The organism is Pseudomonas sp. NPDC087342, from assembly GCF_044744265.1.
GTDB classification, from domain to species: Bacteria; Pseudomonadota; Gammaproteobacteria; order Pseudomonadales; family Pseudomonadaceae; genus Aquipseudomonas; species Aquipseudomonas nunensis.
The window spans coordinates 39,178-64,748 of sequence record NZ_JBIUXZ010000014.1 but is presented as its reverse complement, the minus strand read 5'-3'; the positions used below and the strand labels follow the sequence as shown (position 1 = coordinate 64,748).

Annotated in this window: 28 protein-coding genes; all 28 read right to left on the bottom strand. The window is 59.9% G+C overall.

What is annotated here, in order from left to right; all coding sequences use genetic code 11:
* Window positions 1-33: 33 nt before the first annotated feature.
* Window positions 34-1,173 (bottom strand): flagellar biosynthesis protein FlhB, encoded by a 1,140-nt coding sequence (gene flhB, locus ACIOYV_RS23015; protein WP_401327286.1) that lies wholly within the window; start codon window positions 1,171-1,173, stop codon window positions 34-36.
* 3 nt (window positions 1,174-1,176) lie between these two features.
* A complete protein-coding gene (gene fliR / locus ACIOYV_RS23010; RefSeq protein WP_401327284.1) occupies window positions 1,177-1,959 on the bottom strand; it encodes a flagellar biosynthetic protein FliR in 783 nt (260 codons plus the stop codon).
* Window positions 1,960-1,962: 3 nt separating this feature from the next.
* Window positions 1,963-2,232 (bottom strand): flagellar biosynthesis protein FliQ, encoded by a 270-nt coding sequence (gene fliQ, locus ACIOYV_RS23005; protein ID WP_054049350.1) that lies wholly within the window; start codon window positions 2,230-2,232, stop codon window positions 1,963-1,965.
* The gene (gene fliP / locus ACIOYV_RS23000; protein WP_054049348.1) at window positions 2,229-2,987 is read right to left on the bottom strand and encodes a flagellar type III secretion system pore protein FliP; all 759 of its coding nucleotides are present in this window, start codon (window positions 2,985-2,987) and stop codon (window positions 2,229-2,231) included. Before fliP ends, fliQ begins: the two co-directional genes overlap by 4 nt.
* Window positions 2,987-3,433, bottom strand: a complete 447-nt coding sequence (gene fliO / locus ACIOYV_RS22995) for a flagellar biosynthetic protein FliO (protein WP_401327280.1) — start codon at window positions 3,431-3,433, stop codon at window positions 2,987-2,989. Before fliO ends, fliP begins: the two co-directional genes overlap by 1 nt.
* Window positions 3,434-3,892, bottom strand: a complete 459-nt coding sequence (fliN, locus tag ACIOYV_RS22990) for a flagellar motor switch protein FliN (protein WP_054049344.1) — start codon at window positions 3,890-3,892, stop codon at window positions 3,434-3,436.
* 64 nt (window positions 3,893-3,956) lie between these two features.
* Window positions 3,957-4,925, bottom strand: coding sequence for a flagellar motor switch protein FliM (gene fliM / locus ACIOYV_RS22985; RefSeq protein ID WP_054049342.1), 969 nt, complete (start codon window positions 4,923-4,925; stop codon window positions 3,957-3,959).
* 9 nt (window positions 4,926-4,934) lie between these two features.
* The gene (gene fliL, locus ACIOYV_RS22980) at window positions 4,935-5,441 is read right to left on the bottom strand and encodes a flagellar basal body-associated protein FliL (protein ID WP_054049339.1); all 507 of its coding nucleotides are present in this window, start codon (window positions 5,439-5,441) and stop codon (window positions 4,935-4,937) included.
* Between the two features lie 202 nt (window positions 5,442-5,643).
* Window positions 5,644-7,020, bottom strand: a complete 1,377-nt coding sequence (locus ACIOYV_RS22975) for a flagellar hook-length control protein FliK (RefSeq protein ID WP_401327275.1) — start codon at window positions 7,018-7,020, stop codon at window positions 5,644-5,646.
* An 83-nt stretch (window positions 7,021-7,103) separates the two neighbouring features.
* On the bottom strand, window positions 7,104-7,472 hold the full coding sequence (locus ACIOYV_RS22970; protein ID WP_401327272.1) for an Hpt domain-containing protein: 369 nt from the start codon (window positions 7,470-7,472) through the stop codon (window positions 7,104-7,106).
* Between the two features lie 30 nt (window positions 7,473-7,502).
* Window positions 7,503-9,209, bottom strand: a complete 1,707-nt coding sequence (locus ACIOYV_RS22965) for a SpoIIE family protein phosphatase (RefSeq protein WP_401327387.1) — start codon at window positions 9,207-9,209, stop codon at window positions 7,503-7,505.
* Window positions 9,210-9,214: 5 nt separating this feature from the next.
* A complete protein-coding gene (locus ACIOYV_RS22960; protein WP_054049335.1) occupies window positions 9,215-9,520 on the bottom strand; it encodes an STAS domain-containing protein in 306 nt (101 codons plus the stop codon).
* A 164-nt stretch (window positions 9,521-9,684) separates the two neighbouring features.
* Window positions 9,685-10,134: a flagellar export protein FliJ gene (gene fliJ / locus ACIOYV_RS22955; protein WP_054049333.1), complete on the bottom strand. Its 450-nt coding sequence runs from the start codon at window positions 10,132-10,134 to the stop codon at window positions 9,685-9,687.
* 6 nt (window positions 10,135-10,140) lie between these two features.
* Complete coding sequence (gene fliI, locus ACIOYV_RS22950) at window positions 10,141-11,499, bottom strand: flagellar protein export ATPase FliI (RefSeq protein ID WP_054049331.1); 1,359 nt, start codon at window positions 11,497-11,499, stop codon at window positions 10,141-10,143.
* On the bottom strand, window positions 11,489-12,307 hold the full coding sequence (gene fliH / locus ACIOYV_RS22945) for a flagellar assembly protein FliH (RefSeq protein ID WP_054615753.1): 819 nt from the start codon (window positions 12,305-12,307) through the stop codon (window positions 11,489-11,491). Before fliH ends, fliI begins: the two co-directional genes overlap by 11 nt.
* A 7-nt stretch (window positions 12,308-12,314) precedes the next feature.
* Window positions 12,315-13,334, bottom strand: a complete 1,020-nt coding sequence (fliG, locus tag ACIOYV_RS22940; protein WP_054049327.1) for a flagellar motor switch protein FliG — start codon at window positions 13,332-13,334, stop codon at window positions 12,315-12,317.
* Window positions 13,327-15,114 carry a flagellar basal-body MS-ring/collar protein FliF gene (fliF, locus tag ACIOYV_RS22935; RefSeq protein WP_401327266.1) on the bottom strand — a complete coding sequence of 596 codons (1,788 nt, stop codon included), beginning with the start codon at window positions 15,112-15,114 and terminating at the stop codon, window positions 13,327-13,329. Before fliF ends, fliG begins: the two co-directional genes overlap by 8 nt.
* A gap of 15 nt (window positions 15,115-15,129) precedes the next feature.
* Complete coding sequence (gene fliE, locus ACIOYV_RS22930) at window positions 15,130-15,459, bottom strand: flagellar hook-basal body complex protein FliE (RefSeq protein WP_163909067.1); 330 nt, start codon at window positions 15,457-15,459, stop codon at window positions 15,130-15,132.
* A gap of 216 nt (window positions 15,460-15,675) precedes the next feature.
* Window positions 15,676-17,061, bottom strand: a complete 1,386-nt coding sequence (locus ACIOYV_RS22925; RefSeq protein WP_401327263.1) for a sigma-54-dependent transcriptional regulator — start codon at window positions 17,059-17,061, stop codon at window positions 15,676-15,678.
* A 5-nt stretch (window positions 17,062-17,066) separates the two neighbouring features.
* Window positions 17,067-18,260, bottom strand: a complete 1,194-nt coding sequence (locus ACIOYV_RS22920; protein ID WP_401327385.1) for a sensor histidine kinase — start codon at window positions 18,258-18,260, stop codon at window positions 17,067-17,069.
* Between the two features lie 128 nt (window positions 18,261-18,388).
* Window positions 18,389-19,864, bottom strand: coding sequence for a sigma-54 dependent transcriptional regulator (locus ACIOYV_RS22915; RefSeq protein WP_054049316.1), 1,476 nt, complete (start codon window positions 19,862-19,864; stop codon window positions 18,389-18,391).
* Window positions 19,865-20,037: 173 nt separating this feature from the next.
* A complete protein-coding gene (locus tag ACIOYV_RS22910) occupies window positions 20,038-20,334 on the bottom strand; it encodes a flagellar protein FliT (RefSeq protein ID WP_401327260.1) in 297 nt (98 codons plus the stop codon).
* A 10-nt stretch (window positions 20,335-20,344) separates the two neighbouring features.
* Window positions 20,345-20,740 (bottom strand): flagellar export chaperone FliS, encoded by a 396-nt coding sequence (fliS, locus tag ACIOYV_RS22905; RefSeq protein ID WP_054049312.1) that lies wholly within the window; start codon window positions 20,738-20,740, stop codon window positions 20,345-20,347.
* Between the two features lie 131 nt (window positions 20,741-20,871).
* Window positions 20,872-22,293: a flagellar filament capping protein FliD gene (fliD, locus tag ACIOYV_RS22900; RefSeq protein WP_163909065.1), complete on the bottom strand. Its 1,422-nt coding sequence runs from the start codon at window positions 22,291-22,293 to the stop codon at window positions 20,872-20,874.
* Window positions 22,294-22,375: 82 nt separating this feature from the next.
* The gene (locus ACIOYV_RS22895) at window positions 22,376-22,756 is read right to left on the bottom strand and encodes a flagellar protein FlaG (RefSeq protein WP_163909064.1); all 381 of its coding nucleotides are present in this window, start codon (window positions 22,754-22,756) and stop codon (window positions 22,376-22,378) included.
* Between the two features lie 80 nt (window positions 22,757-22,836).
* Window positions 22,837-23,700 carry a flagellin domain-containing protein gene (locus tag ACIOYV_RS22890; RefSeq protein WP_123409194.1) on the bottom strand — a complete coding sequence of 288 codons (864 nt, stop codon included), beginning with the start codon at window positions 23,698-23,700 and terminating at the stop codon, window positions 22,837-22,839.
* 244 nt (window positions 23,701-23,944) lie between these two features.
* Window positions 23,945-24,211, bottom strand: a complete 267-nt coding sequence (locus ACIOYV_RS22885; protein ID WP_054615756.1) for a hypothetical protein — start codon at window positions 24,209-24,211, stop codon at window positions 23,945-23,947.
* Window positions 24,208-25,500 carry a motility associated factor glycosyltransferase family protein gene (locus ACIOYV_RS22880; protein WP_401327256.1) on the bottom strand — a complete coding sequence of 431 codons (1,293 nt, stop codon included), beginning with the start codon at window positions 25,498-25,500 and terminating at the stop codon, window positions 24,208-24,210. Before ACIOYV_RS22880 ends, ACIOYV_RS22885 begins: the two co-directional genes overlap by 4 nt.
* Between the last annotated feature and the right edge of the window lie 71 nt (window positions 25,501-25,571).

Here is a 25,571-nt window from a genome sequence, read left to right as displayed (position 1 = left end):
AGGCGCTGTCGAGCGCAACGAGGCTGCGATCCTTTAAGAATCGCGACGCAAATCCGGCGGGATCGGCAGGTCGTCCTTGAGCGGATCCGGGCGTTTGCCCTTGCCGGCGCGGTGCTGGCGGATCTGGTAGACGTAGGCCAACACCTGGGCAACGGCCAGGTACAAGCCACCAGGGATTTCCTGGTCGAGTTCGGTGGAGTAATAGATAGATCGCGCCAGGGCCGGCGATTCGAGCAGCAGCACTTCGTTGGCCACGGCGATTTCGCGAATCTTCAGGGCCAGGAAGTCGCTGCCCTTGGCGAGTAGCATTGGCGCCCCGCCCTTCTCAGGGTCGTACTTGAGCGCTACGGCGTAGTGGGTCGGGTTGGTGATCACCACGTCGGCATCCGGGATTGCCGCCATCATCCGGCGCTGGGACATCTCGCGCTGCAGCTGACGAATCCGCTGTTTGACCTCCGGCCGCCCTTCCTGATCCTTGTGTTCGTCGCGTATTTCCTGCTTGGTCATCAGCAGTTTCTTGTGGCTTTCCCACAACTGCACCGGCACATCGACCGCCGCGATGATGATCAACCCGCAGGCCATCCACAACGTGCTCCAGCCCACCACTTGCAGGCTGTGAATGATCGCCAGTTCCAGCGGTTCGTGGGCGATGCGCTGCAAGTCATCGATGTCCGACGACAACACCGCCAGGGCCACGAACAGCACGATAATGAACTTGGCAAATGCCTTGAGCAGCTCCACCAGGGCCTTGGTGGAAAACATTCGCTTAAGGCCGCTGAGCGGATTCATGCGGCTGAACTTCGGCGCCAGGGAGCCGAACGCAAACAACCAGCCGCCCAGGGAAATCGGACCGATGATCGCCGCCAGCACCAGCGAGATCATGATCGGCTGAATCGCCCACAAGCCGATTTGCCCGGAGTGCAGCAAGTAATTGGCCATGGACTTCTGATCCATGATCACTTCCCGGGGCAGGGTGAAGTTGATGCGCATCAACTCCATCATGTCCTGGGCCAATGCACCGCCGAAAATCAGCAGCGCAGCGGAACCGACCAGCATGATCGCCAGGGTGTTGAGCTCCTTGGAACGCGCAACCTCGCCTTTGTCGCGGGATTCTTTCTTGCGCTTGTCCGTGGGGTCTTCTGTTTTGTCTTGACCGCTTTCGCTCTCAGCCATGACTCAGCGCGCCTGTGCCAGTTCGCGTAAAAACTGCAAGGCCTCGACGGCCATGGGTTGATACTGGTTGAGAATGTCGCCCAGGCTGACCCAGAGAATGAACATCCCGAGCACCAGGGTCAGCGGAAAACCGATGGAAAAGATGTTCAGTTGCGGCGCCGCCCGGGTCATCACGCCAAATGCGATGTTGACCACCAGCAACGCAGTGACCGCCGGCAACACCAGCACCAACGCCGCGCCAAGGACCCAACCGAGCTTGCCGGCCAGCTCCCAGAAATGATTGACCATGAAGCCACTGCCGACCGGCAGCGTGGTGAAGCTTTCGGTGAGGACTTCGAAGACCACCAGGTGGCCGTTCATCCCCAGGAACATCAGCGTCACCAACATGGTGAAGAACTGCCCGATCACCGCCACCGACACGCCGTTGGTAGGGTCGACCATGGACGCGAAGCCCATGCCCATCTGGATCGCGACAATCTGCCCCGCCACCACGAACGCCTGGAAAAACAGCTGCAAGGAGAAACCCAGCACCGCGCCGATGATGATCTGCTCGCCAATCAGCAGCAGCCCGCTGAGGTCCAGCGGGTTGACTGGCGGCATTGGCGGCAGCGCCGGTGTGATCACCACCGTAACCGCCAGGGCCAGATACGCCCGCACGCGCCGGGGCACCAGGGTCGTGCCAAAAATCGGCATGACCATCAGCAATGTGCCGACGCGAAACAGCGGCAACATGAACGTCGCCACCCAGGTGCTGATCTGGGTATCGGTCAGTTGTAGCAGTGACATGGCTTAGCCGATGACCATAGGAATACTGCCGTACAACCGCTGGATGTATTCCATGAAGGTCTGCACCAGCCACGGGCCGGCGACGATCAGCGTCACCAGCATCACCAACAGGCGCGGCAGGAAGCTCAAGGTCTGTTCGTTGATCTGGGTCGCCGCCTGGAACATGGCGACCAACAAGCCCACCAGCAGGCTCGGAATCACCAGCACCGCGACCATCATCGTGGTCAACCACAGCGCATCCCGGAAGATGTCTACGGCGACTTCTGGCGTCATGGCGAAACACCTCCGAAACTGCTGGCCAATGTACCGATGATCAACGCCCAGCCATCCACCAGCACGAACAGCATGATCTTGAACGGCAGGGAAATGATCAGTGGCGAGAGCATCATCATGCCCATGGCCATCAGCACACTGGCCACGACCAGGTCGATGATCAGGAACGGAATGAAGATCATGAAGCCGATCTGGAACGCGGTTTTAAGCTCCGAGGTCACGAACGCCGGCACCAGGATGGTCAGCGGCGCCTGATCAGGCGTGGCAATGTCCGTGCGCTTGGACAGGCGCATGAACAGCTCCAGATCGCTGGTGCGGGTCTGGGCCAGCATGAAGTCCTTGATCGGCACTTGCGCCTTGAGCACGGCGTCCTGCGCGGTCATTTTCTCCGCGAGGTACGGCTGCAAGGCATCGTTGTTCACTCGGTCGAAAACCGGCGCCATGATGAACATGGTCAGGAACAGCGCCATGCCGGTGAGGATCTGGTTCGACGGTGTCTGCTGCAAGCCCAGGGCCTGACGCAGGATCGAGAAGACGATAATGATTCGGGTGAAACTGGTCATCAGCATGACGAACGCTGGAATGAAGCTCAGCGCGGTCATGATCAGCAGGATTTGCAGGCTGACCGAATATTCCTGCGCACCCTGTGCGTTGGTGCCCAGGGTGATGGCCGGGATCGACAACGGATCGGCGGCAAATGCCAGCGGCGCCGCCAGCATCAGGGCCAGGGTCAAGACGATGCGGAGCGCACCCATTACTTCTTATCCTTCTGATCCTTGCCCAACAGTTCCATCAGGCGCTGGGCAAATTCCGGGGTCGATTTTTCCGTCGCGCTCGGCACGTGCACCGGCTCTTTGAGCACGTGCAATGCGGTGATGGTGCCAGGGCTCAGACCGAGCAGAATCTGCTCGTTGCCGACCTGCACCAGCATCAACCGATCACGCGGGCCCAAGGCGCGGGAACCGATGATATCGATCACCTGACCCTTGCCGGCGGGTCCGGCTTGCTGCACCCGACGCAACAGCCAGGCGAGGAAGAAGATCAACCCCAGCACCAGCAGCAGGCCGAAGACCAATTGCGTCAATTGCCCGGCCATGCCGCTGCTGGCTACCGGTGCGGCGGAGGCCGTCGCAGTGGCCACCGGCTCGGCAGCCAAAGCGCTGAGCGGCAATGCCAGTACAAACCCCAGAACCTTGTTCACTTAGCGCAGCTTCTTGATACGTTCGCTTGGGCTGATCACGTCCGTCAGGCGGATGCCGAACTTCTCGTTGACCACAACCACTTCGCCGTGGGCGATCAGGGTGCCGTTGACCAGCACGTCCAGCGGCTCACCGGCCAGGCGATCAAGCTCGATCACCGAACCCTGGTTGAGTTGCAGCAGGTTACGGATGTTGATGTCGGTGCTGCCGACTTCCATGGAAATCGACACCGGGATGTCGAGGATCACATCCAGGTTCGGGCCGTCCAGGGTGACCTGCTCGTGGTTCTTCGGCACGCTGCCGAACTCTTCCATCTGCAGACGGTTGGAGGCCGAGCCACCAGTGTCGGCGGCCAACAGGGCATCGATATCGTCCTGGCCGGCATCACCGGTTTCTTCCAGTGCGGCAGCCCATTCATCAGCCAGTGCCTGGTCGTCCTGGGCGTTCATATCGTCGTTCATCGTGTGTCCTCGGTAACTCTTCGATCAGAAGCAGTCATGTGGCAAATAGGGATTGGAGCGCCGGTCAGCGGCGCTCGATCGGCTCGATCACCTGCAACGCGAGGTTGCCTTTGTGCGAGCCCATCTTGACCTTGAACGCAGGCACGCCGTTGGCGCGCATGATCATTTCGTCCGGCATCTCGACCGGGATGATGTCCCCCGGCTGCATGTGCAGGATGTCGCGCAGGCGCAACTGGCGGCGGGCCACGGTGGCGCCAATCGGCACATCCACGTCCAGCACGTCCTGGCGCAGGGCGTTGACCCAGCGCTCGTCCTGGTCATCGAGGTCCGACTGGAAGCCGGCATCGAGCATTTCGCGCACCGGCTCGATCATCGAGTACGGCATGGTCACGTGCAGGTCGCCGCCACCGCCATCGAGTTCGATGTGGAACGTGGACACCACAATCGCTTCGCTCGGGCCGACGATGTTGGCCATGGCCGGGTTCACTTCCGAGTTGATGTACTCGAAGTTTACTTCCATGATCGCCTGCCAGGCTTCTTTCAAATCGATGAAGGCCTGCTCCAGCACCATGCGCACCACACGCAGCTCGGTCGGGGTGAATTCACGCCCTTCGATCTTCGCGTGACGGCCATCGCCGCCGAAGAAGTTGTCCACCAGTTTGAACACCAGTTTGGCGTCGAGGATGAACAGCGCGGTGCCGCGCAACGGCTTGATCTTGACCAGGTTGAGGCTGGTCGGCACGTACAGCGAGTGCACGTATTCGCCAAACTTCATCACCTGCACGCCACCGACGGCAACGTCTGCCGAGCGGCGCAGCATGTTGAACATGCTGATGCGGGTGTAGCGGGCGAAACGCTCGTTGATCATTTCCAGGGTCGGCATGCGTCCGCGGACGATCCGATCCTGGCTGGTCAGGTCGTAACTTTTGACGCTGCCGGGTTCGGAAGCGGTATCGGTCTGTACCAGACCATCGTCGACGCCATGCAACAGCGCATCGATCTCATCCTGGGACAGCAGGTCCTGCACGGCCATGTCGTGTTCCTACTGCAGTACGAAATTAGTGAAAAGCAACTGTTCGATCACCACTTTGCCGAGCTCTTTCTGCGCCACTTCCTGGACGCTGGCGGTGGCCTTCTGACGCAACATTTCCTGGCCGACCGGGGTCGCGAGAGTGGCGAAATCCTGGCCGGAGAACAGCATGACGAGGTTATTGCGAATGACCGGCATGTGCACTTTCAGCGCCTCCAGATCCGCCTGGTTGCGACCCTGCATGGTGATACTCACCTGCATGTAGCGCTGGCGGCCGTTCTGGTTGTAGTTGGCGACGAAGGCCGGCGCCATCGGCTCGAAAACTGCGGGTTGCTTGCCGGCCGGTGCGGTTTCAGCCGCCACCGCAGGTTTGCTCTGGGCACTGTGCATGAAGTACCAGGTGGCCCCCACGGACAAACCGATCGCCAGCAGCACCGCCACTACGATCGCAATGATCAGCTTGAGTTTGCCTTTGGTTGCAGGGTCTTTAACCACTGCTGCTGCTTCGCTCTTCGCCATGCCAATAATCCGTCACTATTCAGGTTTTCACAGTTGCACGGCAAGGCAAGAGCAAGTGTTATGCCAGAAGTTGCGGGGAGAGCGTGGAGGCGTTGGAGAAACACTGTAGGAGCGAGGCTTGCCCGCGAAGAACGATGATGTGGTTTAACTGATAAACCGCAGCGCCTTCTTCGCGGGCAAGCCTCGCTCCTACAGGGGGGGATCAGGCGTAATAGTCGACGGCGCTGGAGCCGATGACGCTGGTGGTGCTGGCGGCGACTTCGGCAATGCTCGGCACAATCTCGTCATCCATGCCATCCACCCGACCGCCACTGGCGCTGGTGCGACCGCTCTGCCCTTGTTGGGCCTGTTGATCCTGCCCCTGGCCCTGCCAGCCACGGGACTGGTCGGACACGTTGACATCGACCTGGCCCATGCCCTGTTGCGCGAACATGTCACGCAGGCGATGCATTTGCCCGTCCAGTGCTTCGCGCACGCTCGGGTGAGCACTCATGAAGGTCACTTGGGTCTGCTGGTCCGGCACCATGTTCACCCGAATATCCAGGCGTCCCAGTTCGGCCGGTTGCAACTGAATGTCGGCGGCCTTGAGGTTGCTGCTGGACAGGTACATGACCCGGTTCACCACTTCTTCGGTCCAGCCACTCTGATGCATGGCGATCGGCTGGTTGACCGGCAGCGCATTGGCGGTTTTCGGCGTGGCAGCCTGAGTCAATGCCGCAAGACGGCTGGCGAAATCATCGACCCGGGTATCGCTGCTGGAAGACGTCAGGTCCTTGAGACCTTCATTAAGCAAGCCGCTGAAAGCCTTTTCGCCGCCCTGGCTGGTGCTGTCCTTGTCGCCTTTCACATCGAGCATGGTAGCCATGCCGGCGGCGAAGTTTTGCGCCGAAGTCAGGTCGCCGTCGGCGGAGGCCTGGGCCGGTGTCGCTTTGGATTGAGACTGGCTGGAAGCAGAGACATGACCACTCTGCTCCATGGCCATGCGCAGGGCTGGCAGCGCATCAAGAGGATCGGCCTCCGGATCGAAATCCGTGTCGGTGGTCACGGCAGCTTGCGCCGGCACGGCAGTCACAGCGGCAGCAACAGCCGGCAATACGTCCTGCGGTTGTTCGGTCGTGACTACGGCTGGCGTCTGCGCCACTGGCGCGGGAGTGACTGGCGCCACCGCTTGCATCACGGCAGGATCCAGCGCCGGGTCAACCGGCGGAGTATCGACCGCGACCGGAGTATCGGTAGCATCGGTGTCACTGTCGCTGGCGCTCTGGTCGTCCGTGGATGACGGCGCCGGTTTATCGGCGGGCAAGGATTTGCCGCTATCGGCAACGGTCGGCTTCGAGGCGGCAGACTTATCGTTGCTGACGTCCTTTTTTGCCGGGCTGTCCGGGGTTTTGTCCTTGCCCGGTTTGACTGGTGCATCAGCCACCACGGAGGGCTTGTTCCGGGCCTGATTGGCGAAGACGTTAGCGAAGCTGGATGCTTTATCCCCAGGCTCAGCGGCCACTGCCGGCGTATTGGCGGTGGCGGTTTGAGGCTTGGCCTTGGCAGCGGCCTGAAGAAGCGAATTGGGGGTAACGGGCATGACGCGGTCTCCGCTGCACTGGGATCGTATGTACAGTTGAGGGAGATAACTGCAAAGGTCGAGCCAGGCCAGCCAAATAAAGTCTAAAAACGCCGGACGGTCGCATTGTCGGCCAGTGAGCGTTGACGCTCGGCTTCGTAGAGCGGGCGAACAATGGCGAATTCGCCGTCGATTTCCCCAACCAGTTGTTCGATGCCGGCGAGGCTTTTTTGCCTGGCGCGTTGCTCCAGCTCATTGCACAGCTCAGCCAGGCGAATGGCGCCCATGTTGCTGCTGCTGCCTTTGAAGCTATGGGCAGCGTTCATCAGTTGCGCCGCATCTTCAGCTTGTCGCAGGACGCGCAAGCGCTCTTCGGAGTCGGCGATGAAGGTATCCAGCAAGGTCGGATACTCGTCCTCCATCACTTCCTGCAACGCGCTCAGTACGTCGCGATCCAGATGTGTTTCAGCCACTTGTTCACTCCTTGATCAAGAATTCGCGGATTATGACAGAGCCTCCCAGTAAAACTCCACGTGTGCACTACGACCATCGTCGGACCAGCTTGCCTTGCGGCTCAACTGGCGGATCAGACTGACACCACGCCCCGACAGACGGACACCATCCACAGGCCGCTCCATCACCCGCGCCACATCGAAACCCTTGCCACTGTCATCGATCCGGATGCTCAGGCGACCACCCTCACCTTCGGGCGTCACCTGCAAATGCAAGCGCACATAACCGTCCTGTAACTGGTCCAGACGAGTATTGCGCTCCTGGTAATAACGCGCAAAACCCGAGGCATCGCGTTTGAGCGTGGAGTCCAGCCCGAGTACTCCGTGCTCCAGGGCATTGGAATACAGCTCGGCCAGAACACTATACAACGCGCCGCTTTGCGCCCGCAGGCCATGGACCTCAAGCAATAATTGCAACAGGTACGGCAGCGGATTGAAGCGTTTAAGGGTGGCGGCGCGGAACTCGAAACTCACCGACCAATCCAGCGGGCAGGACTGGCCACTGTCGGAATACACCAGCGCTGGCGGGTTCAGTTGGGCCGCCTCCAGCAGACTGACTTCGACCATGCTCACATCGTCCCGAGCTTCACCCCGGAAGTCGTGCAGGGCCCGTTCAATCTCTTCGAACAACGCTTCGGGTCGGCGGTTGGCGGTAAATACCTGTTCCAGGCGCTCCACGCCAAACAGTTGCTCGTTGGCATCGCAGGTATCGATCACCCCGTCGGACAACAGGAAGACCCGATCACCGACCGCCATCGGAAACACTTCCGTGCGATCGTTAAAGGTTTGCGGGCTCAATACGCCCAATGGCAAGTGCCGCGCGGCCAGTGGCGTTCGCTCACCAGTGGTGTTGCTGTGCAGATAACCGTCCGGCATACCGCCATTCCAGACTTCCACTGAACGACGCTGGAAGCTCAGGCACAGCAGGGTCGCGCAACAGAACATGTCCACCGGCAGGATGCGCTTGAGCTTGGCGTTCATCTCCCGGAGCATTTCGGACAAGCCGTAGCCCTTGGCGGTCATGCCGTAGAACACTTCCGCCAGCGGCATGGCGCCGACCGCGGCCGGCAAGCCATGGCCGGTGAAATCGCCGAGCAGCACGTGCATGTCGCCAGCCGGGTTAAACGATGCCAGCAGCAAATCGCCGTTGAACAGCGCATAGGGCGATTGCAGGTAACGGATATTCGGCGCGTTGAGGCAGCCGGAGTGGGCGACTTTATCGAAAACCGCCTTGGCCACCCGTTGCTCGTTGAGCAAGTACTCGTGGTGCCTGGCGATCTGGTCACGCTGCTCAAGCACTGTGGCTTGCAAGCGCCGCAAGCGGTCCATCGCCTTGATCTTGGCGGCGAGGATCACCTGGTTGTAGGGCTTCGCCAGAAAGTCGTCGCCGCCAGCCTCCAGGCAACGAGCCAGGGCTTCGCTTTCGGTCAGCGAGGTCAGGAAGATGATCGGCACCAGGGTTTCCCCGGCCAGCGCCTTGATCTGCCGCGCTGCCTCGAAACCGTCCATCACCGGCATCATGGCGTCCATCAACACCAACTGCGGTCGTTGCTCACGAAAAGCTTCCACCGCTTCGGCGCCGTTGGCCGCCGTCAGTACTTCATGGCCCTGGCGCCGGACGATACTCGACAGCAGCATTCGATCGGCCGCACTGTCTTCAGCGATCAGGATCGTCAGCGGTTCGAACAACGACTGCACGGCGTTCACGCCACGTCGAAGATTTGTTCGAAGTTGGAGATCGCGAGGATCTTGCGCACGTCTGCGTTCGCGTGGGTCAACGAGATCTCGGCGTTCTCGCCTCCGGCGTGATCACGCAACAGCAACAACATGCCGAGGGCCGAACTGTCGAGGTAAGTGGCGTCCTTCAGGTTGACTTCGAAGGACTCAGGTTTTGGCTGGAGATTTTCGTAGGATTCACGAAATTCCTGATGCTTGGCAAAATCGAATCGTCCTTTGATCGAAATCGTCAGCTTTTGCCCATCTTGGGAGACTTCTGTAACGACTGACATTTAACGGCTTCCTTGTCATTGAACAACGTGTGTACAAGGTTTAGCACTTGGCGGGGACGGCGGCAAGGCGGGAAGTGTCTGTAAATCTGGACATTCTCGGTGAATGTGAGGGCCTCTTCGCGAGCAAACCCGCTCCCACAGGGGATCTGTGTGGCTGATCCGACTTAATACGGATCCTGCCGCGGCAAGCGCTGGGACAATTCGTCCAGCAGCTTCTGCTCGCGCCGGTCTTCGAGCTTGCGCGCCTCGTCCATGTAGCGCTGCACAAGTTTGCGCAAGCCTTCAACCCGGGCAAACGCCTGCTGCCAGGAGTCCCGCGCCTTGGTCAGGTTGTTTTGGTGCCACACCAGGCTCTGGCGCTGCTGATCGATGGCCGTGCCCAGTTGCGCCAGAAAGCCCTGATAACCCAGCAGCCACTGGCCGGAAACGCCACTGCTGCCACGGATGATCCACTGTTCCTGGTAATCGAGGCGAAAGGCTTCAAGGTCGGCGAGTTTGCTTTCGGCCAGACGCACCTGGCCCTGGAAGTGCCCCAGACGCTGGACCGCAGCTTTCTCGGCCTTCTCGGCCATTTCAACCACGGGTGCCAGGCGCCCTGCACGACTCTGGGCCATGACCGGTTAACCGCCGGCCGCAGGGGCGAAGATCGTACCGAGGTAGGCTTCGCTCTCGCCCAGGCTGATGCTGTCGTTCAAGCCCTGGCGCAGGTAGCGGACCAATTGCGGCTGCAACGAGATCGCCAGGTCGGTTTCCCGATCGCCGCCAGCCACGTAGGCACCGACGCTGATCAAGTCGCGACTCTGCTGATAACGCGACCACAGCTGCTTGAAATACTGGGCGCGCATCATGTGTTCCGGGGTGACCACCGACGGCATGACCCGGCTGATCGACGCTTCGATGTCGATGGCCGGGTAATGCCCTTCCTCGGCTAGGCGCCGGGACAGCACGATGTGGCCGTCGAGCACGCCTCGCGCGGCGTCGGCGATCGGGTCCTGCTGGTCATCGCCCTCGGACAAAACCGTATAGAACGCGGTGATCGAACCGCCGCCCTTCTCCGCGTTACCGGCTCGCTCCACCAGTTTCGGCAACTTGGCGAATACCGACGGCGGATAACCCTTGGTCGCTGGCGGCTCGCCGATGGCCAGGGCGATTTCCCGCTGGGCCTGGGCGAAACGCGTCAGCGAATCCATGAGCAACAGGACATTCTTGCCCTTGTCGCGGAAATATTCGGCGATACGCGTGCAGTACATCGCGGCGCGCAGACGCATCAGCGGCGCATCGTCCGCCGGCGAGGCGACGACGACCGAACGCTTGAGCCCTTCTTCACCGAGGATGTGCTCGATGAACTCTTTAACTTCGCGACCCCGCTCACCGATCAGTCCGACCACAATAATGTCGGCCTCAGTAAAGCGGGTCATCATGCCCAGCAGCACCGATTTACCGACACCGGTACCAGCGAACAGGCCGAGACGCTGGCCGCGACCGACCGTCAATAAACCATTGATGCAACGAATCCCCACGTCCAGCGGTTCGCTGATCGGGTGGCGCTTGAGCGGGTTGATCGTCGGGCCGTCCATCGGCACCCAGTCTTCGGCTTTCATCCCGCCCTTGCCGTCGAGTGCGCGACCGGCACCGTCGAGCACACGACCGAGCATGCTCATGCCCATCGGCAAACGACCGGTATCGGCCAGCGGCACCACGCGCGCGCCGGGCGCAATGCCGGCGACGCTGCCAACCGGCATCAGAAAGACTTTGGCGCCGGAGAAGCCCATGACTTCGGCTTCGACCTGCACCGGGTGATAACTGTCGTCGTTGATGACCATGCAGCGGCTGCCCATGGCGGCGCGCAAGCCTTCAGCTTCGAGGGTCAGGCCGACCATGCGCAGCAGGCGACCTTCAAGGATCGGCGCGCCTTCCAGTTCCGTGGCCTCGGCGTAGCCGCTCAGGCGCTTGGCGAAACTGGTGCGTTCAAGGCGCATCGGGGGTGTCCGGTTCTGGCGGCAATTCGGCTTCTGGCTCAACCGCAGGTTTTGCCTCAACCGGCAGGTCCAGGCTCAAGTCCGGTGCTGCCGGATGCAAGGCTTGTTCATGCAGTTGATCGAACAGTTTGTCCATGATCCGCGCAACGCGGGTTTCGACGGTGGCATCGATGCGGCTGTGCTCGGTTTCAACCCGGCAACCACCGGGCAACAGCGCCTCGTCCTCGACGATGCGCCAGGTTTCTTCATGGCGCTCGCGCAGGGCTTTGACCTGTTCGAAATCCTGGGGATTGATGTACAGCCGCACATTGCCCACGCCCAGCGGCAACAGCTTGAGGGCTTCACGCATGACGCTTTCGATCTGCGTGGAATCGATGGCCAGTTCGCGCTGAATCACCTGCTTGGTGATGTGCTGCACGAGATCAACCAGCGACTTTTCGATCTGCGAATCCTGCTCGGCGATGGGCTCGAACAGATGGCCCATCAGCTGTTCCAGGCTCGCAATCTTGGCGGTCAGGGCCACTTCGGCTTCCTGACGGACCTTGAGCGTGGTGCTGTGGAACCCTTCTTTTTCGCCCGTGGCGAAGCCTTCGTTGTAAGCCTCCTGACGGATGCTTTCGAGTTCTTCGAGGGTCAGTGGCTGGACTTCTTCCAGCGGCACTTCTTCCATTTCCGGCGGTTCGGGCTCGGGTTCCGGCTCGGGCTCCGGCACATGCGGGTCGAAGCTGGGCAGCGACCAGACGTCGAACCCACTGACCCCGGTGCCACGGATCAGGTCAGTGTTGGACTCATCATGTTTGGACGACATAGTGACCTTAGATCATCTCTTCGCCACCCTTCCCACCGAGAACGATTTCTCCGGCTTCGGCCATACGGCGGGCAATGGTGAGGATTTCTTTCTGTGCGGTTTCCACGTCGCTGACACGTACCGGGCCTTTGGCCTCGAGGTCGTCGCGCAACAGTTCGGCCGCTCGTTTGGACATGTTCTTGAAGATCTTTTCCTTGACGCCTTCGTCCGAACCCTTGAGGGCCAAAACCAGCACGTCGGAAGACACTTCGCGCAGCAATGCCTGGATGCCACGGTCGTCGACATCGGACAGGTTGTTGAACACGAACATGAGGTCTTCGATCTGACCGGACAGGTCTTCGTCGACTTCGCGGATCGAGTCCATGAGCTGGCCTTCGATCGAGCTGTCGAGGAAGTTCATGATGTCGGCCGCACGCTTGATGCCACCCAGGGTGGTGCGCGAGGCATTCGAGTTGCCGGAGAACTGCTTCTCGAGAATCTGGTTGAGTTCTTTCAGGGCCGCTGGCTGCACGGTGTTCAACGACGAGACGCGCAGGATGATGTCCAGGCGCACCTTGTGGTCGAAGTTGCCGAGCACTTCACCGGCCTGATCCGGGTCGAGGTACGCCACGACGATCGCCTGGATCTGTGGGTGCTCGTAACGGATAACGTCGGCGACGGCGCGCGGTTCCATCCACTTCAGGCTGTCGAGGCCACTGGTGTTGCCACCCAGCAGGATGCGGTCGATCAGGCCGTTGGCCTTGTCTTCGCCCAGAGCCTGGGTGAGCATTTTGCGCACGTAGTCGTCGGAGCCGACGCCCAGGCTGGTCTGATCGCCGACGATTTCGACGAACTCGCTCATCACCTGCTCGACCTGCTCGCGGTGCACGTTACCCATTTGCGCCATGGCCACACCCACACGTTGGACCTCTTTAGGCCCCATGTGGCGCAGCACTTGGGCGGCGTCAGTCGAACCGAGGGACAGCAGCAGAATCGCGGCTTTATCGACCCGGGACAGTTTGGCGACAGCGGCTCGGTTATCACTCATCTGCGTTAATCCACTCTTTCACGACCTGGGCCACACGACCCGGATCTTCTGCCACCAAACTTTTGATTGCATTCAACTGTGCGTCATAGCCTTCGCTCGGGCTCGGCAGCAGGATGCTTTGCGGGCCGCCGAGGCTGACGCGGTCGTTGGCCAGTTCGCCGTCCAGGCCGCCCATGCCACCCAACTCGACGTCGCTGCCCAGACCGGCCAGTTGTTTGCCTTTGCCGCCACCGGTGATGTTGTTGAGCACCGGACGCAGCACACCGAACACCAGCACCAGGATGAACAACACACCCAGCACTTGTTTGACGATGTCCCAGAACCAAGGCTGGGAGTAGAACGGAATATCGGCAATCACTTCGCCGCGCTCGGCGGAGAACGGCATGTTGATCACGCTGACGCTGTCACCACGGCTGGCGTCGAAACCGACCGCGTCCTGGACCAGGCGAGTGAAGCGCGCCAATTCGTCGGCGCTCCACGGCGCACGAGTGGTTTCACCGTTGGCCGCGTTGATCTTGACCTGATCATCCACCACCACCGACACCGACAGGCGATTCAAACGGCCCTGCTGCTGTTTGGTGTGGCTGATGGAGCGGTCAAGCTCGAAGTTCTTGGTGGATTGTTGACGCTTGTCCGCCGGGTAAGGTGCAAGCATAGGCTGACCGGTGGCCGGGTCCATGATTTGCTGACCATTGGCATCGAGCAATGGCTGGCCTGGCTGCACCATGCCGGCCGACGCGGTAGCGCCACCGGTGGTTTGCGGCGCCGAAGCAGGCGACGGCGGCTGGTTGCTCAGGGCACCCGGCACGCCTTGCGGACCATTGCTGGCGGTGCGTTGTTCAGAGGTCGATTGCTCGCTGCGCAACGCCGGTTGATCCGGGTTGAACTGCTCGGAGGTCGATTCGACGGCGCTGAAATCCACGTCAGCCGAGACTTCGGCTTTATAGCGGTCGTTGCCCAGCACCGGTTGCAGGATGTTGTGCACACGCTGGGTCAGCATGCTTTCCATGCGGCGACTGTAGTCGAATTGCTTGCCGGCCATGGTCAGTTCGGAGTTCTCCGCCTGATCCGACAGCAGGTTGCCCTTCTGGTCGACGACGGTGATCTGCGACTTGCTCAGTTCGGGAACACTGGTGGCGACCAGGTTGATGATCGCCAGAACCTGGCCTGGCTCCAGGGAGCGGCCGGAATACAGTTCAACCAGAATCGACGCACTTGGCTTGCGCTCATCACGCACGAACACCGAACTTTTCGGAATCGCCAAGTGCACGCGGGCACCCTTGACGTTGTTCAAGCTGGAGATGGTCCGCGCCAGTTCACCTTCGAGGCCGCGACGATAACGGGTCGCTTCCATGAACTGGCTGGTCCCCAGGCCCTGGTCCTTGTCGAGGATTTCAAAACCGACGTTGCCATCGCTGGGAGTGACACCAGCGGCCGCGAGCTTGAGTCGCGCACGGGACACATCATCGGCCTTGACCAGCAAGGCGCCGGAGTTCGGTTCAACGGTGTAAGGAATGTCAGCGGCGGCCAGGGTTTCCATGACCTGCTTGGCGTCCATACCGGCAAGACTGCCGTACAGAGGCCGGTAATCCGGCTGCTGCGACCACAACACTACGGCAAAGCCAATCGCCACGCTTGCAGCCAGGCCGACCAACAGGCCCACCTGACGCAACATGGTCATCTCGGAGAGGTTTTCCAGGAAGGACAAACCGAATAGCGGCGGTTTGCCGTCTACTGGAGTGGCCTTGGCCGGAACATTATCGGCGACTGCTTCTGCCATGACTCAATCTCGTCCTTAAACCGGCATCTGCATGATGTCTTGGTAAGCCTGAACCAGCTTGTTACGCACTTGGGTCAATGCCTGGAAAGACACGCTGGCCTTCTGCGAAGAAATCATCACATCCGTCAGATCAACGCCGCTTTTGCCAATTTCAAAGGCACTGGACAGCTGACTGGACGCCTGTTGGGTGTCGTTCACTTTATTGACGGCCTGACCGAGCATGTCGGCAAAGCTGCTGCCACCCAGTTCGGGAACAGCCGCAGTCGATTTCGGTGCCGACATCGCGTCCATTTGCATGGAACGCATGTCCAACATCAATCGATTAAATTCAATACCTTGGCTCATGGTCTACTCTCTCTGGCGACCCGCAATTTTTTGACACTCACTCGGCGGGTACTGAGGTGTTAGCAACAAGGGTGCCAGCTCGACAGTCTTGCTTCACAAAAGCCGCCCGCCGCAAAACCATTGTGGGAGCGGGCTTGCTCGCGAAGGCGGTGTGTCAGGTACACAAATGTCGACTGACACTCCCTCTTCGCGAGCAAGCCCGCTCCCACAGTTGGATCAAGTGGCGAACAAATACGCTTCCACATCCATCCCCGCATCGCGCATTTGCGCCAGCTTGTAGCGCAAGGTGCGCGGGCTGATGCCCAGGCGTTCGGCAGCCTCTTTGCGCCGGCCGCGCTCGGAACGCAAGGTGTCGATGATCATCTGGAACTCATGGCGGCGCAGGTCGTCGCCCAGGGCGCTGGCCGATTCTGCCTCGACTTCCGCGACCCGCATCGGCGCGGCCGCCAATGTCGGCAACGGCGCACAAGCGACCGGCCCCGACAAGCAGAAATCCTGCGGCTGAATCAATCCGCCCTGCTGCAGGATCAGCGCACGCTGGATGGCGTTATCCAGTTCCCGGACATTGCCCGGCCACGGATAACCGATCAGGCACGCCTGGGCCTCCGGCGACAGTCTCGCCGCCGCATGCTTCATTTTATTGACATGTTTGGCCAGCAGGCGCTCGGCCAGCGGCAGGATGTCGGCGGTGCGCTCGCGCAGCGGACGCCAGGCCAGCGGAAAAACCGACAGCCGATAGTAAAGGTCTTCACGAAAACGCCCCGCCGCCACTTCACCGGCCAGATCACGGTTGGTGGTGGCGACAACACGAATGTCCAGACTGATTGGCTTGCGCGCGCCTACCCGCTCGACTTCCCGCTCCTGCAACACGCGCAGCAACTTGGCCTGAAGACCCATGGGCATTTCGGAGATTTCATCGAGCAGGATGGTCCCGCCGTCAGCCTGTTCAAACTTGCCGGCTTGGGCGGCGATGGCGCCTGTGAACGAGCCTTTCTCGTGGCCGAACAACGTGGCCTCGAGCATGTTGTCCGGGATCGCCGCGCAGTTGATTGCAATGAACGGTTGGCTGGCGCGATGGGAATGCTGGTGAATATAGCGCGCCAGCACTTCCTTGCCGGTGCCGGACTCGCCGGAGATCAACACGGTCGAATCGCTGCGCGCCACACGAGCGGCCAGTTCCAGCAATTGCGCACTGGCCGGCTCGAAAGCAATCGGGCCTTCGCCGTCGCTGGCGCCGAGATTGCCCAGTGCATGCCGCGCCACCAGATCGAGCAAAGCCTTGGGCTCGAACGGTTTGACCAGATAATCCGCCGCGCCTTGGCGCATCGCATCGACGGCCCGCTCCACGGCACCGTGCGCCGTCATCAACAACACCGGCAATTGCGGCTGTCGAGCCCGCAACAATCCGAGCAGTTGGTGACCGTCCATGCCCGGCATGTTGACGTCACTCACGACCAGATTGAACGCCTCGACACCGACCGCTGCCAACGCTTCTTCAGCCGAACCGACCGCCTTGTAATCATGCCCCGCGAGCAGCAGTGTATCCGCCAGTGCCTCCCGGAGCGCGCGGTCATCCTCGACCAGCAGAACCTTGATTGCCATTTCCTTCACTCCGCATCCGATGCGCTGGTAAACAACGGCAGGGACACCAGCGCACAGGTGCCGCGACCGAGCCGCGAGCGCAACTGCAATTCTCCCTGATGAGCGCGAGCCACTGCCTTGACCACGGTCAGGCCCAGGCCGGTTCCGGTGGTCTTGGTGGTAAAAAATGGCTCACCGAGGCGCGCCAGCACGGCCTCATCAATCCCGCTGCCGCTGTCGCTGACACACAAGCGCAGGTTGTTGCCACGGGTATACAGATGAACCTTGAGGCGCACCGCACCGCCACTGGCCTGAATGGCATTCTCGATCAAATTCAGAATCGCCCCGACCAGGGTGTCGCGATTGCACAGCAACTCCCCGGCATGACTGTCGCACTGCCAGCGGATCGGCAATTCGTGGACATGGGTCAGCGCCGCCGCTTGCAGCGACTGCATCAGTTCCTTGGGGGTGACGCGATTGGTCAGCGGCAGTTCGCCGCGAGCAAATACCAGCATGTCGCGCACTTGGTGCTCCAGCTCGTGCAAACGCTCTTTCAAGCGACCGGCGAAGCGTTGCTGAGTGGCGACCGGCAATTCCTGCTCAGTCAAATGACTGGCGTACAGCAGAGCAGCGGAAAGCGGTGTGCGAATCTGATGGGCCAGCGAGGCAACCATGCGGCCCAGGGATGACAGGCGTTCATGCCGTGCCAGTTGACCTTGCAACTGGCGGGTTTCGGTCAAGTCGTTGAGCAACACTAACTGACCGGGCTCGGCGTCCAGCGAACGCGTGGCAATCGACAGGCGTCGACCGTCCTTGAGGGAGATTTCATGACCGTCGTCTTCACGGGGCGCAAAGCAGCGGGCGATCACCTGGCGCCACAGCTCGCCTTCGAGAGGCAGGCCGAGCAACTCGCACGCCGCCGGATTGGCTTCGCGCACCATGCCTTGGGCGTCGATGACGATGACGCCACCCGGTAACAGATCAAGGAGATTTTGCAGACGGTTGGCCAGGCGTTCTTTTTCCGCCAGTTCCTGCATGCGCTGGGCACTGACGACCGCCAGTTCACCCTTGAGCTCGGTGACCCGGGCTTCGAGCATGCTGTAGGAGTCGGTCAATTGGCTCGACATCTGGTTGAACAGGGCGAATGCCTGCTCAAGGCCCAGCCGGCTTGCCTGTTCTACGGACGACGGTTGCCCCGAAGCGTCAGGGACAGAAGACATCTGGGCGGCTTGGGGCATCGTGCTCTCTCGCTTGGCTGACCGTCAGTGAAACGGAACGTTGCGAGAGCTGTAGCAATACCCGTGCCTAAAAAAAACCGCCTACAAATGAAGGACTTGAAAAACAGGCGTCAATCATCCGCCTGTTCATCACCATCACGACGACTCATGCCGTACTTGCGCATCTTCTCCACCAGGGTGGTGCGACGAATACGCAGGCGTTCGGCGGCGCGGGCCACGATGCCGTTGGCATCATCCAGCGCCTGCTGAATCAGGCCTTGTTCCAGACCACCGAGGTAGTCCTTCAAGTCCAGGCCTTCGGGCGGCAGCAGTGCATTGGCGCTGAAGTCCGGGGTGTGACCGTTGATGGCCACCCGCTCTTCCAGATCGCTGCGCAGGCTGTCGACCAGTTGCTCGTCTTCGTCATCGACGTAGCGGAATTTCTTCGGCAACTCGACCACGCCGATCACCCCGTACGGGTGCATGATCGCCATGCGCTCCACCAGGTTGGCCAGCTCGCGGACGTTGCCCGGCCAGCCGTGGCGGCACAGGGACATGATCGCGGCAGAGTTGAAACGGATCGAACCGCGCTTCTCGTGCTCCATGCGCGAGATCAACTCGTTCATCAGCAGCGGGATGTCTTCGACGCGCTCGCGCAGCGGTGCCATCTCGATCGGGAATACGTTCAGGCGGTAGTAGAGGTCTTCGCGGAAGGCGCCGATCTCAATCATGCTCTCGAGATTCTTGTGGGTCGCCGCGATGATGCGCACATCGGCGCTCTGGGTCTTGTTGCTGCCCACACGCTCGAAGGTGCGTTCCTGCAGGACCCGCAACAGCTTGACCTGCATCGGCAACGGCATGTCGCCGATTTCGTCGAGGAACAAGGTGCCGCCATTGGCCAGTTCGAAACGCCCGGCACGGCTGGTGATCGCCCCGGTAAAGGCGCCCTTCTCGTGGCCGAACAGTTCGCTTTCCAGCAACTCCGCCGGGATCGCCCCGCAGTTGACCGGAACGAACGGCGCGTCACGACGCTTGGAGTGGTAATGCAGGTTGCGCGCAACCACTTCCTTGCCGGTGCCGGACTCGCCGAGGATCAGCACGCTGGCATCGGTGTCGGCCACTTGCTGCATCATCTGGCGCACGTGCTGGATCGCGCGGCTGGTGCCGACGAGGCTGCGGAACAGATTGGGCTCACGGTGACGACCGCGCTCGCGGGCCTGGTCGTACATCTCGCGATAGACCTGGGCACGGTGCAGGGAATCGAGCAGCTTGCTGTAGCTGGGCGGCATTTCGAGGGTCGAAAGCACCCGGCGACGCTGGTCTTCAGGCAGGTCAACGGAAGAATTATCGCCCATTAACAAAACCGGAAGGAACTCATCCCAGGTTGAGAGTGTCTTTAACAGGCCCAAAAGCGCACCAGGAGCACTTACCGTCCCGATCAGTACGCAAATGACTTCACGACTTGACGACAAAGAGCCGACCGCCTGCTGCCAGTCATGGCTGCCGCAGGGTAAATTTTCTTCACCGAGAAAATTTAAAATCACCGCTAAATCGCGGCGACGGACGCTATCGTCATCAATCAGCAGAATTTTGGTTTCACGCCACATGCAATAGCAACTTCCCTAGTCAACTCAATGCCCGAAATGAGGGGGCAAGCTAGACGCTTGCAGACACGTTATGCCTGTAGACGCCTGAAATCTGGAACCAGCCACTAGTTAAGTCAAAAAACCGTGCACAGTCAAATTTATGGCGCACTATGTTTGGATTAACCTGGGATTAATTAACCAAACAGATGGTAAACCTTTGCGGCGTTTTGCGCTTGGTGGATCTGAGACATCTCGTCGACTATCGCTTGTCTCTCCTCCATCGCCACCTCAAGAAGCTCCTTGTACACCCCAAGCAACTCCTCAAGATTGGCGCGCAACGCCACCTCGTCCAGCGAAGCTTCACTCAAGACATCTTCCATGCAGGAACGGCAATCCAGGTCCAATTGACCGATGGCCTCCCAGTTGCGCTCGGCCAAAGCACCGACCAACGCTTCACGGGTTTGTTCGATTCGCTGCAATACAAGACTCATGGTGATCTCCTTAAAACTGCGGACCAGGCGCGGCGATGGCATCCCATCCTTCTTTTACCGTGCGCAGCAGACCGGCGACTTCATCGAGAATCCGCGGGTCACTCTTGATGTTCGCCTCGGCGAGACGCTTCATCATGTAAGCGTAGAGACGGTCGAGCTCACCGACGGTATCGGCAGCTTTTTCAAGATCCAGGCCTTCACGCAAGCCACCGATGATCCCGATAGCCTTGCTGATCGACGTTCCCTTGCCGGGAATGTCCTTGCGCTCCATGGCGCCTTTGGCCTGAGCAATGCGATCCAGGCCGCCTTCCATCAGCATTTGCACCAGACGGTGCGGACTGGCTTCGGACGTCTGGGCTTGTGCCCCAACCTTCTGATATTGCCGAAGGGCTAACATCGGATTCATGTTCTACCTCATTGCCACTCAATGACTCGTATGACCAGTGTATCGTCTGCGAGCCTGGAAACTTTAGATCAGAAGACAAAAACCCGGCGCACGCCGAAAAGCGTAGCCGGGTTTTTGTCGTCAGCCCATGACTACTTGGCGGACTGCTGAGCGTTCAACGACGCGAAGAAGCCAGTGATGTTGCTGGCAGTGGCCTTCATCTGGCCGACCAAAAGGTCCATCGCGTTGTATTTGGCGGTCAGCGAAGCCGTCAGGTTGGTCACACGCAGGTCCAGCGCCGTCTGCTGGCTGCTAAGGTCCTTCTGGACCTTGCTCAGGCTGGTATTGCGCTGATCGAGGATGCCGCCGGTCTGGGAGTACGGTGTGATGGCCGCCGACATGCGTGCCAGCAAGCCATTTTTGGTGTCGGTACCGGAGAACAGGGTTTGTACCGAACTGCTCATCCCCGGGGTCGCCATCGCCTTGGCGTACTTGGTCGCATCGATGGTCAACGTACCGGTCTTCTGATCGGTCTGGATACCCAACTGCGACAACACCGACAATTGACCGCCCGCCCCTGGCGCCACCAGTTCATTGCGCACGGCAGTGATCAGGTTACGTGGCAGGGAGTCACCGGTCATGGCTGCGCCGATGGTCGGGTTGCCCTCATCATCCAGGCTTGGCTTGGTGAGAGTGGTCAGGGTGTTGATCACGGTGTTATAGGCGTCGACGAACGTCTGCAACGAAGTCTTCAGACCGTCGGTGTTGGTGCCCACGGTCACCTTGACTGGTGTCGCGCTTTCCGCCACCAGGGTCATGCTGATGCCGCCGACCGCCCCGCTGATGGTGTTGCTTTTGCTGGTAACGGTCAGGCCATCAATGACGACCGTTGCATCCTCGGCCAAACCACCGATGTTGCCCGATGCGCCAGCGGCCGGGGTCGTTCCAAGACTGGTAGAACCGTCGATCTCCAGGCCGGCAATACCGCTGACCTTGAGGTCCGAGCCCGCACCCGTCACCGTCGAACCGATGACCAGGCGCGAACCGTTGGAGTCGGTGACGATGTTGGCGCTGATGCCTTTGCCTTGCAGCGTGGAGTTGATCGCGTCGCGGGTCGACTGCAAGGTCGCGCCGCTGGCAATGGTCACCGGGTAATCAATACCATTTTGACTGATTTTCAAAGTACCAGTCGGAATGGCACTGCTGGCACCGCCGGCAAACGCCGCACTGGCCACTTTAGAACTGGTTGCCAGGTTAGTGACTGTAACGTTGTAGGTGCCGTTTACCGCGGTGTTATCCGAGGTCACGGTCAGCGTCGCCGGTGTGCTCGACGTCGCGGTAAAACCGGAAAACGAAGGCGTATCTTTTTTGCCCAGGTTGGTCATCGCGGTCTGGAATGCTGCCAGCGCCGACTTCAACGAACCGGTAGCGGAAATCTTGGCCGTATTGATCGTCGTCTGATTGGTGATCAGAGTCTGTTTGGCCGATTTGTCGGAGTTGACCAGCGCGGTCACGATCGCACCGATGTCGAGACCGGACCCTAGACCCGAACCCGGTAGAATTGGACTTGCCATGTGCATCTCCCTATCTGAGTGTCGCCGGTCTTTTGACCACTACGCGCGGACAATGATCGTACAAACACGTTTCATGCCAGTGTCAGGCTTTGGCATCGAACAAAACGTTACTGGCGTTGTGCAGGCTTTCAGCCAGTTTCATGGCCTCGGCCGACGGAATCTGTCGAATCACTTCACCGGATTCGCTGGCAATCACCTTGACGATGACCTTGCCGGACGTTTCGTCGATGGAAAACTCCAGGTTACGCTTGACCGACTGAACAAACTTTTCGATCTCCTGAACGGCCATTTTCAACTTATCCGAGTTGTCCGAAGTGTCCGAGTTGTCTGAATTCGAGCTTTTTGCAGTTGCAGCGACAGCCTGGGGAATTTCGGCGCGAGGCGCATCCGCCGGCTTATCGGTAGTGCTGACCGCCGGTTTAGCGGCCGGGTAAGACAAGTTCAGCTTCACGCTCATGTCCATGACCATCACCTCTTAACCTTTTAAACGGAAAAAGCGAGAGAGCACGCAAGCGCACTCCCCCGCCAAAACTCAATCCGATATTACTGAAGCAGTTTCAGTACAGCGGATGGCAGCTGGTTAGCCTGGGCCAGAACAGCGGTGGAAGCTTGTTGCAGAGTTTGCTGTTTGGTCAGGTTAGCGGTTTCTGCGGCGAAGTCGGTATCTTGTACGCGACCTTGAGCAGCAGTAACGTTTTCAGTGATGTTTTGCAGGTTGGAGATGGTGCTGGTCAGACGGTTTTGCGAAGCACCCAGGTTTGCACGGGTTGCACCGATGGCAGCGATTGCAGCGTCGATCGCGGTGATCGCGTTGTCGATGTTGGTTGCAGCGGAGCCAGCACCCGAAACAGCGGTGGTACCGGTCAGAGCTACAGTACCGCTACCTACGGACAGGCTGACGGCGTCGAACTTGGAGCTCAGGGTCAGGTCGATGTGGTTGGCAGTACCAGTGTTCGAACCCACTTGCAGGGTCATGGTGCCAGCCGAACCGTCCAGCAGTTGCTTGCCGTTCAGGTTGGTCGAAGCCGCGATACGAGTCAGTTCGTCAGACATCTGAGCGAATTCGGCGTTGGTTGCGGTCTGGTCAGCAGTGCCGTTGGTGCCGTTACGTGCTTGTACAGCCAGTTCACGCATACGTTGCAGAATGTTGGTGGATTCTTGCAGAGCGCCTTCAGCGGTCTGAGCCATCGAGATACCGTCGTTGGCGTTTTTTACCGCAACGTTCTGGCCACGGATCTGGGAGGACATACGGTTGGAGATCTGCAGGCCGGCAGCATCGTCTTTAGCGCTGTTGATTTTCAGGCCGGAAGAAAGACGAGACATCGAAGTCGACAGAGCGTCGGAAGCGCGGTTCAGGTTTTTCTGAACGTTCAACGACGTGGTGTTGGTGTTTACTGTTAAAGCCATGACGAATTCCTCGTTGGTTGGGTACTGCGGCTTCCGGCCCTGGCAACCGCCGGGTATGGCCTAGAGAACCTTCGTAATAGTTATCGTCGGAAATGCAGGTTGCTTGAGGGCTTTTTTGAAAAATATTGCCATCACACTGCCACCCCCTAGAAAACAAAGGCTTAGCAGCCTCTCACCAGCCGAAAAATGACGCCATAAAACCGTCCGACACCCAAACATCCCAACCAGAGCCGTTGGTCGACTTTCAAAGCTGGACGCTTTCCAGCAAATCAACCAGTTCGTATTCCATGAAGTCGGCCAGTCCCAACCAATCCTGGCGCTCCTGGCACGCGAGCATTTGTGTGAGTACCTGCGTCCATTTCAGCTGAATGTCCCGAGGCGCCGTCGACAACAAGCGCTGCGCCTCATCGAACACATCAACCATGGCCAGTGCCGCTTCGACATCCCGGCCCAGTCGAAACAGCCCGGCGCACTGCCGGCACTCGTCAACGCATTGCTCCAGTGCACTCATTGCACGAACTCCTGATTGAAGCGCGTGCCGGCAATCATCGCGCCCGCCCGACTGCTGTTATAGAAACGCACCTCGGGGTGTCCGGCGATGTATCGCTCCAGCTCACACAGGTAACTACGGAAATTCAGCTGCGTGCGGACCCGCTCGCCATGCCCGTCGCGCACCCAGTGACGGGCCAGATTAACCCCGGGCCCCAGATCACCATCGCTCCAGCCGGCATGGGTCTTGTTCATCGGGAAGGCAAAGTCGGCACCAAACAACGTAATGCGTTCGGCGCCCATCTTCACGGCCAGGTCCACGGCCGGATGAATCACGCTGCCGCCCACGTACAGTTCCGCCCTGGCGTACTGGCGACGCAACGAGGCATAGACCGGGCTGGCCGAGTAGCCGCCATACCGCTTGCCCTTCCAGGCCTTCAACACCTCGGGGTCGCTCATGGGCAGGTACACCAGCGGAATGCCGTCGGAGTCCTCAAAAGGCAAATGCCGGAAACTGATGCGCTGATCGATGCTCACCACCAGATCAGGCTTGATCCCGTGCTCGCGCAACGGTCGATAGGCGGTGTCGACACAAACGAACAGCGGTCGCTGCGCCTGTTCGCGAATCGCCGCCAATTGCTGGAAATGGCTTTCCAGACTCGGCCCGGTGGCGATCACGTAGATTTCCTGACCGGCGCAGGTTCCGAACAGTTGCGCGACGTCATCGTCGGCGAGCAACACTTCAAGGCTGTCCTGCAAACGCTGGAGAATGACCGGGGATTGCGGATCGAAATCACGGTTGTTGAAGCTCAGGTGCACTTCACTGACCAAACGATCGCGAATTTTCGCGTTGAAGTCGTCCGCCAGCACCATCTCGGAGGGCAGCGCAAAAAACGGCGTGTAGATATCCGTTTGATCACCGGCGTACAGCAACTCCACGCGGGGGTCGTCGAGCCATTGCCGCTGATCGAGCAGTTGCAGGACCAAGGCGAACAGGGCGCCGTTGAGGATGTGCACATACAGCCGCTCAAGGTTGTCGCGTTCAAGCAGCACGGCGGGCAAATCCCCCAGACCGGTGCCATAGACATGTAACCGCGCCTTGTCCGTCGGCAGGCTGGCCGCCTGCACCCGGGCTTCATGCACACGGTCATGCCGACTGGTGAGCTGGATGCCGCCGATGCTCAGCGTCGAACCCAGCCCTTCGGACAACTCGGCCTGGATGGCCGTGCTGTCTTCCAGCATCAACCGCGTATAGAGCGCCGGCCAGCGCCGCTCTATCACCCGGGCATTGTCGTCAAAGCTGTCGCTCATGCGGCCTCGCTGTACTTACAGGCAAAAAAATAGCGCTCAAGGTTAACCCTTGAACGCTATTTTTGTATCAG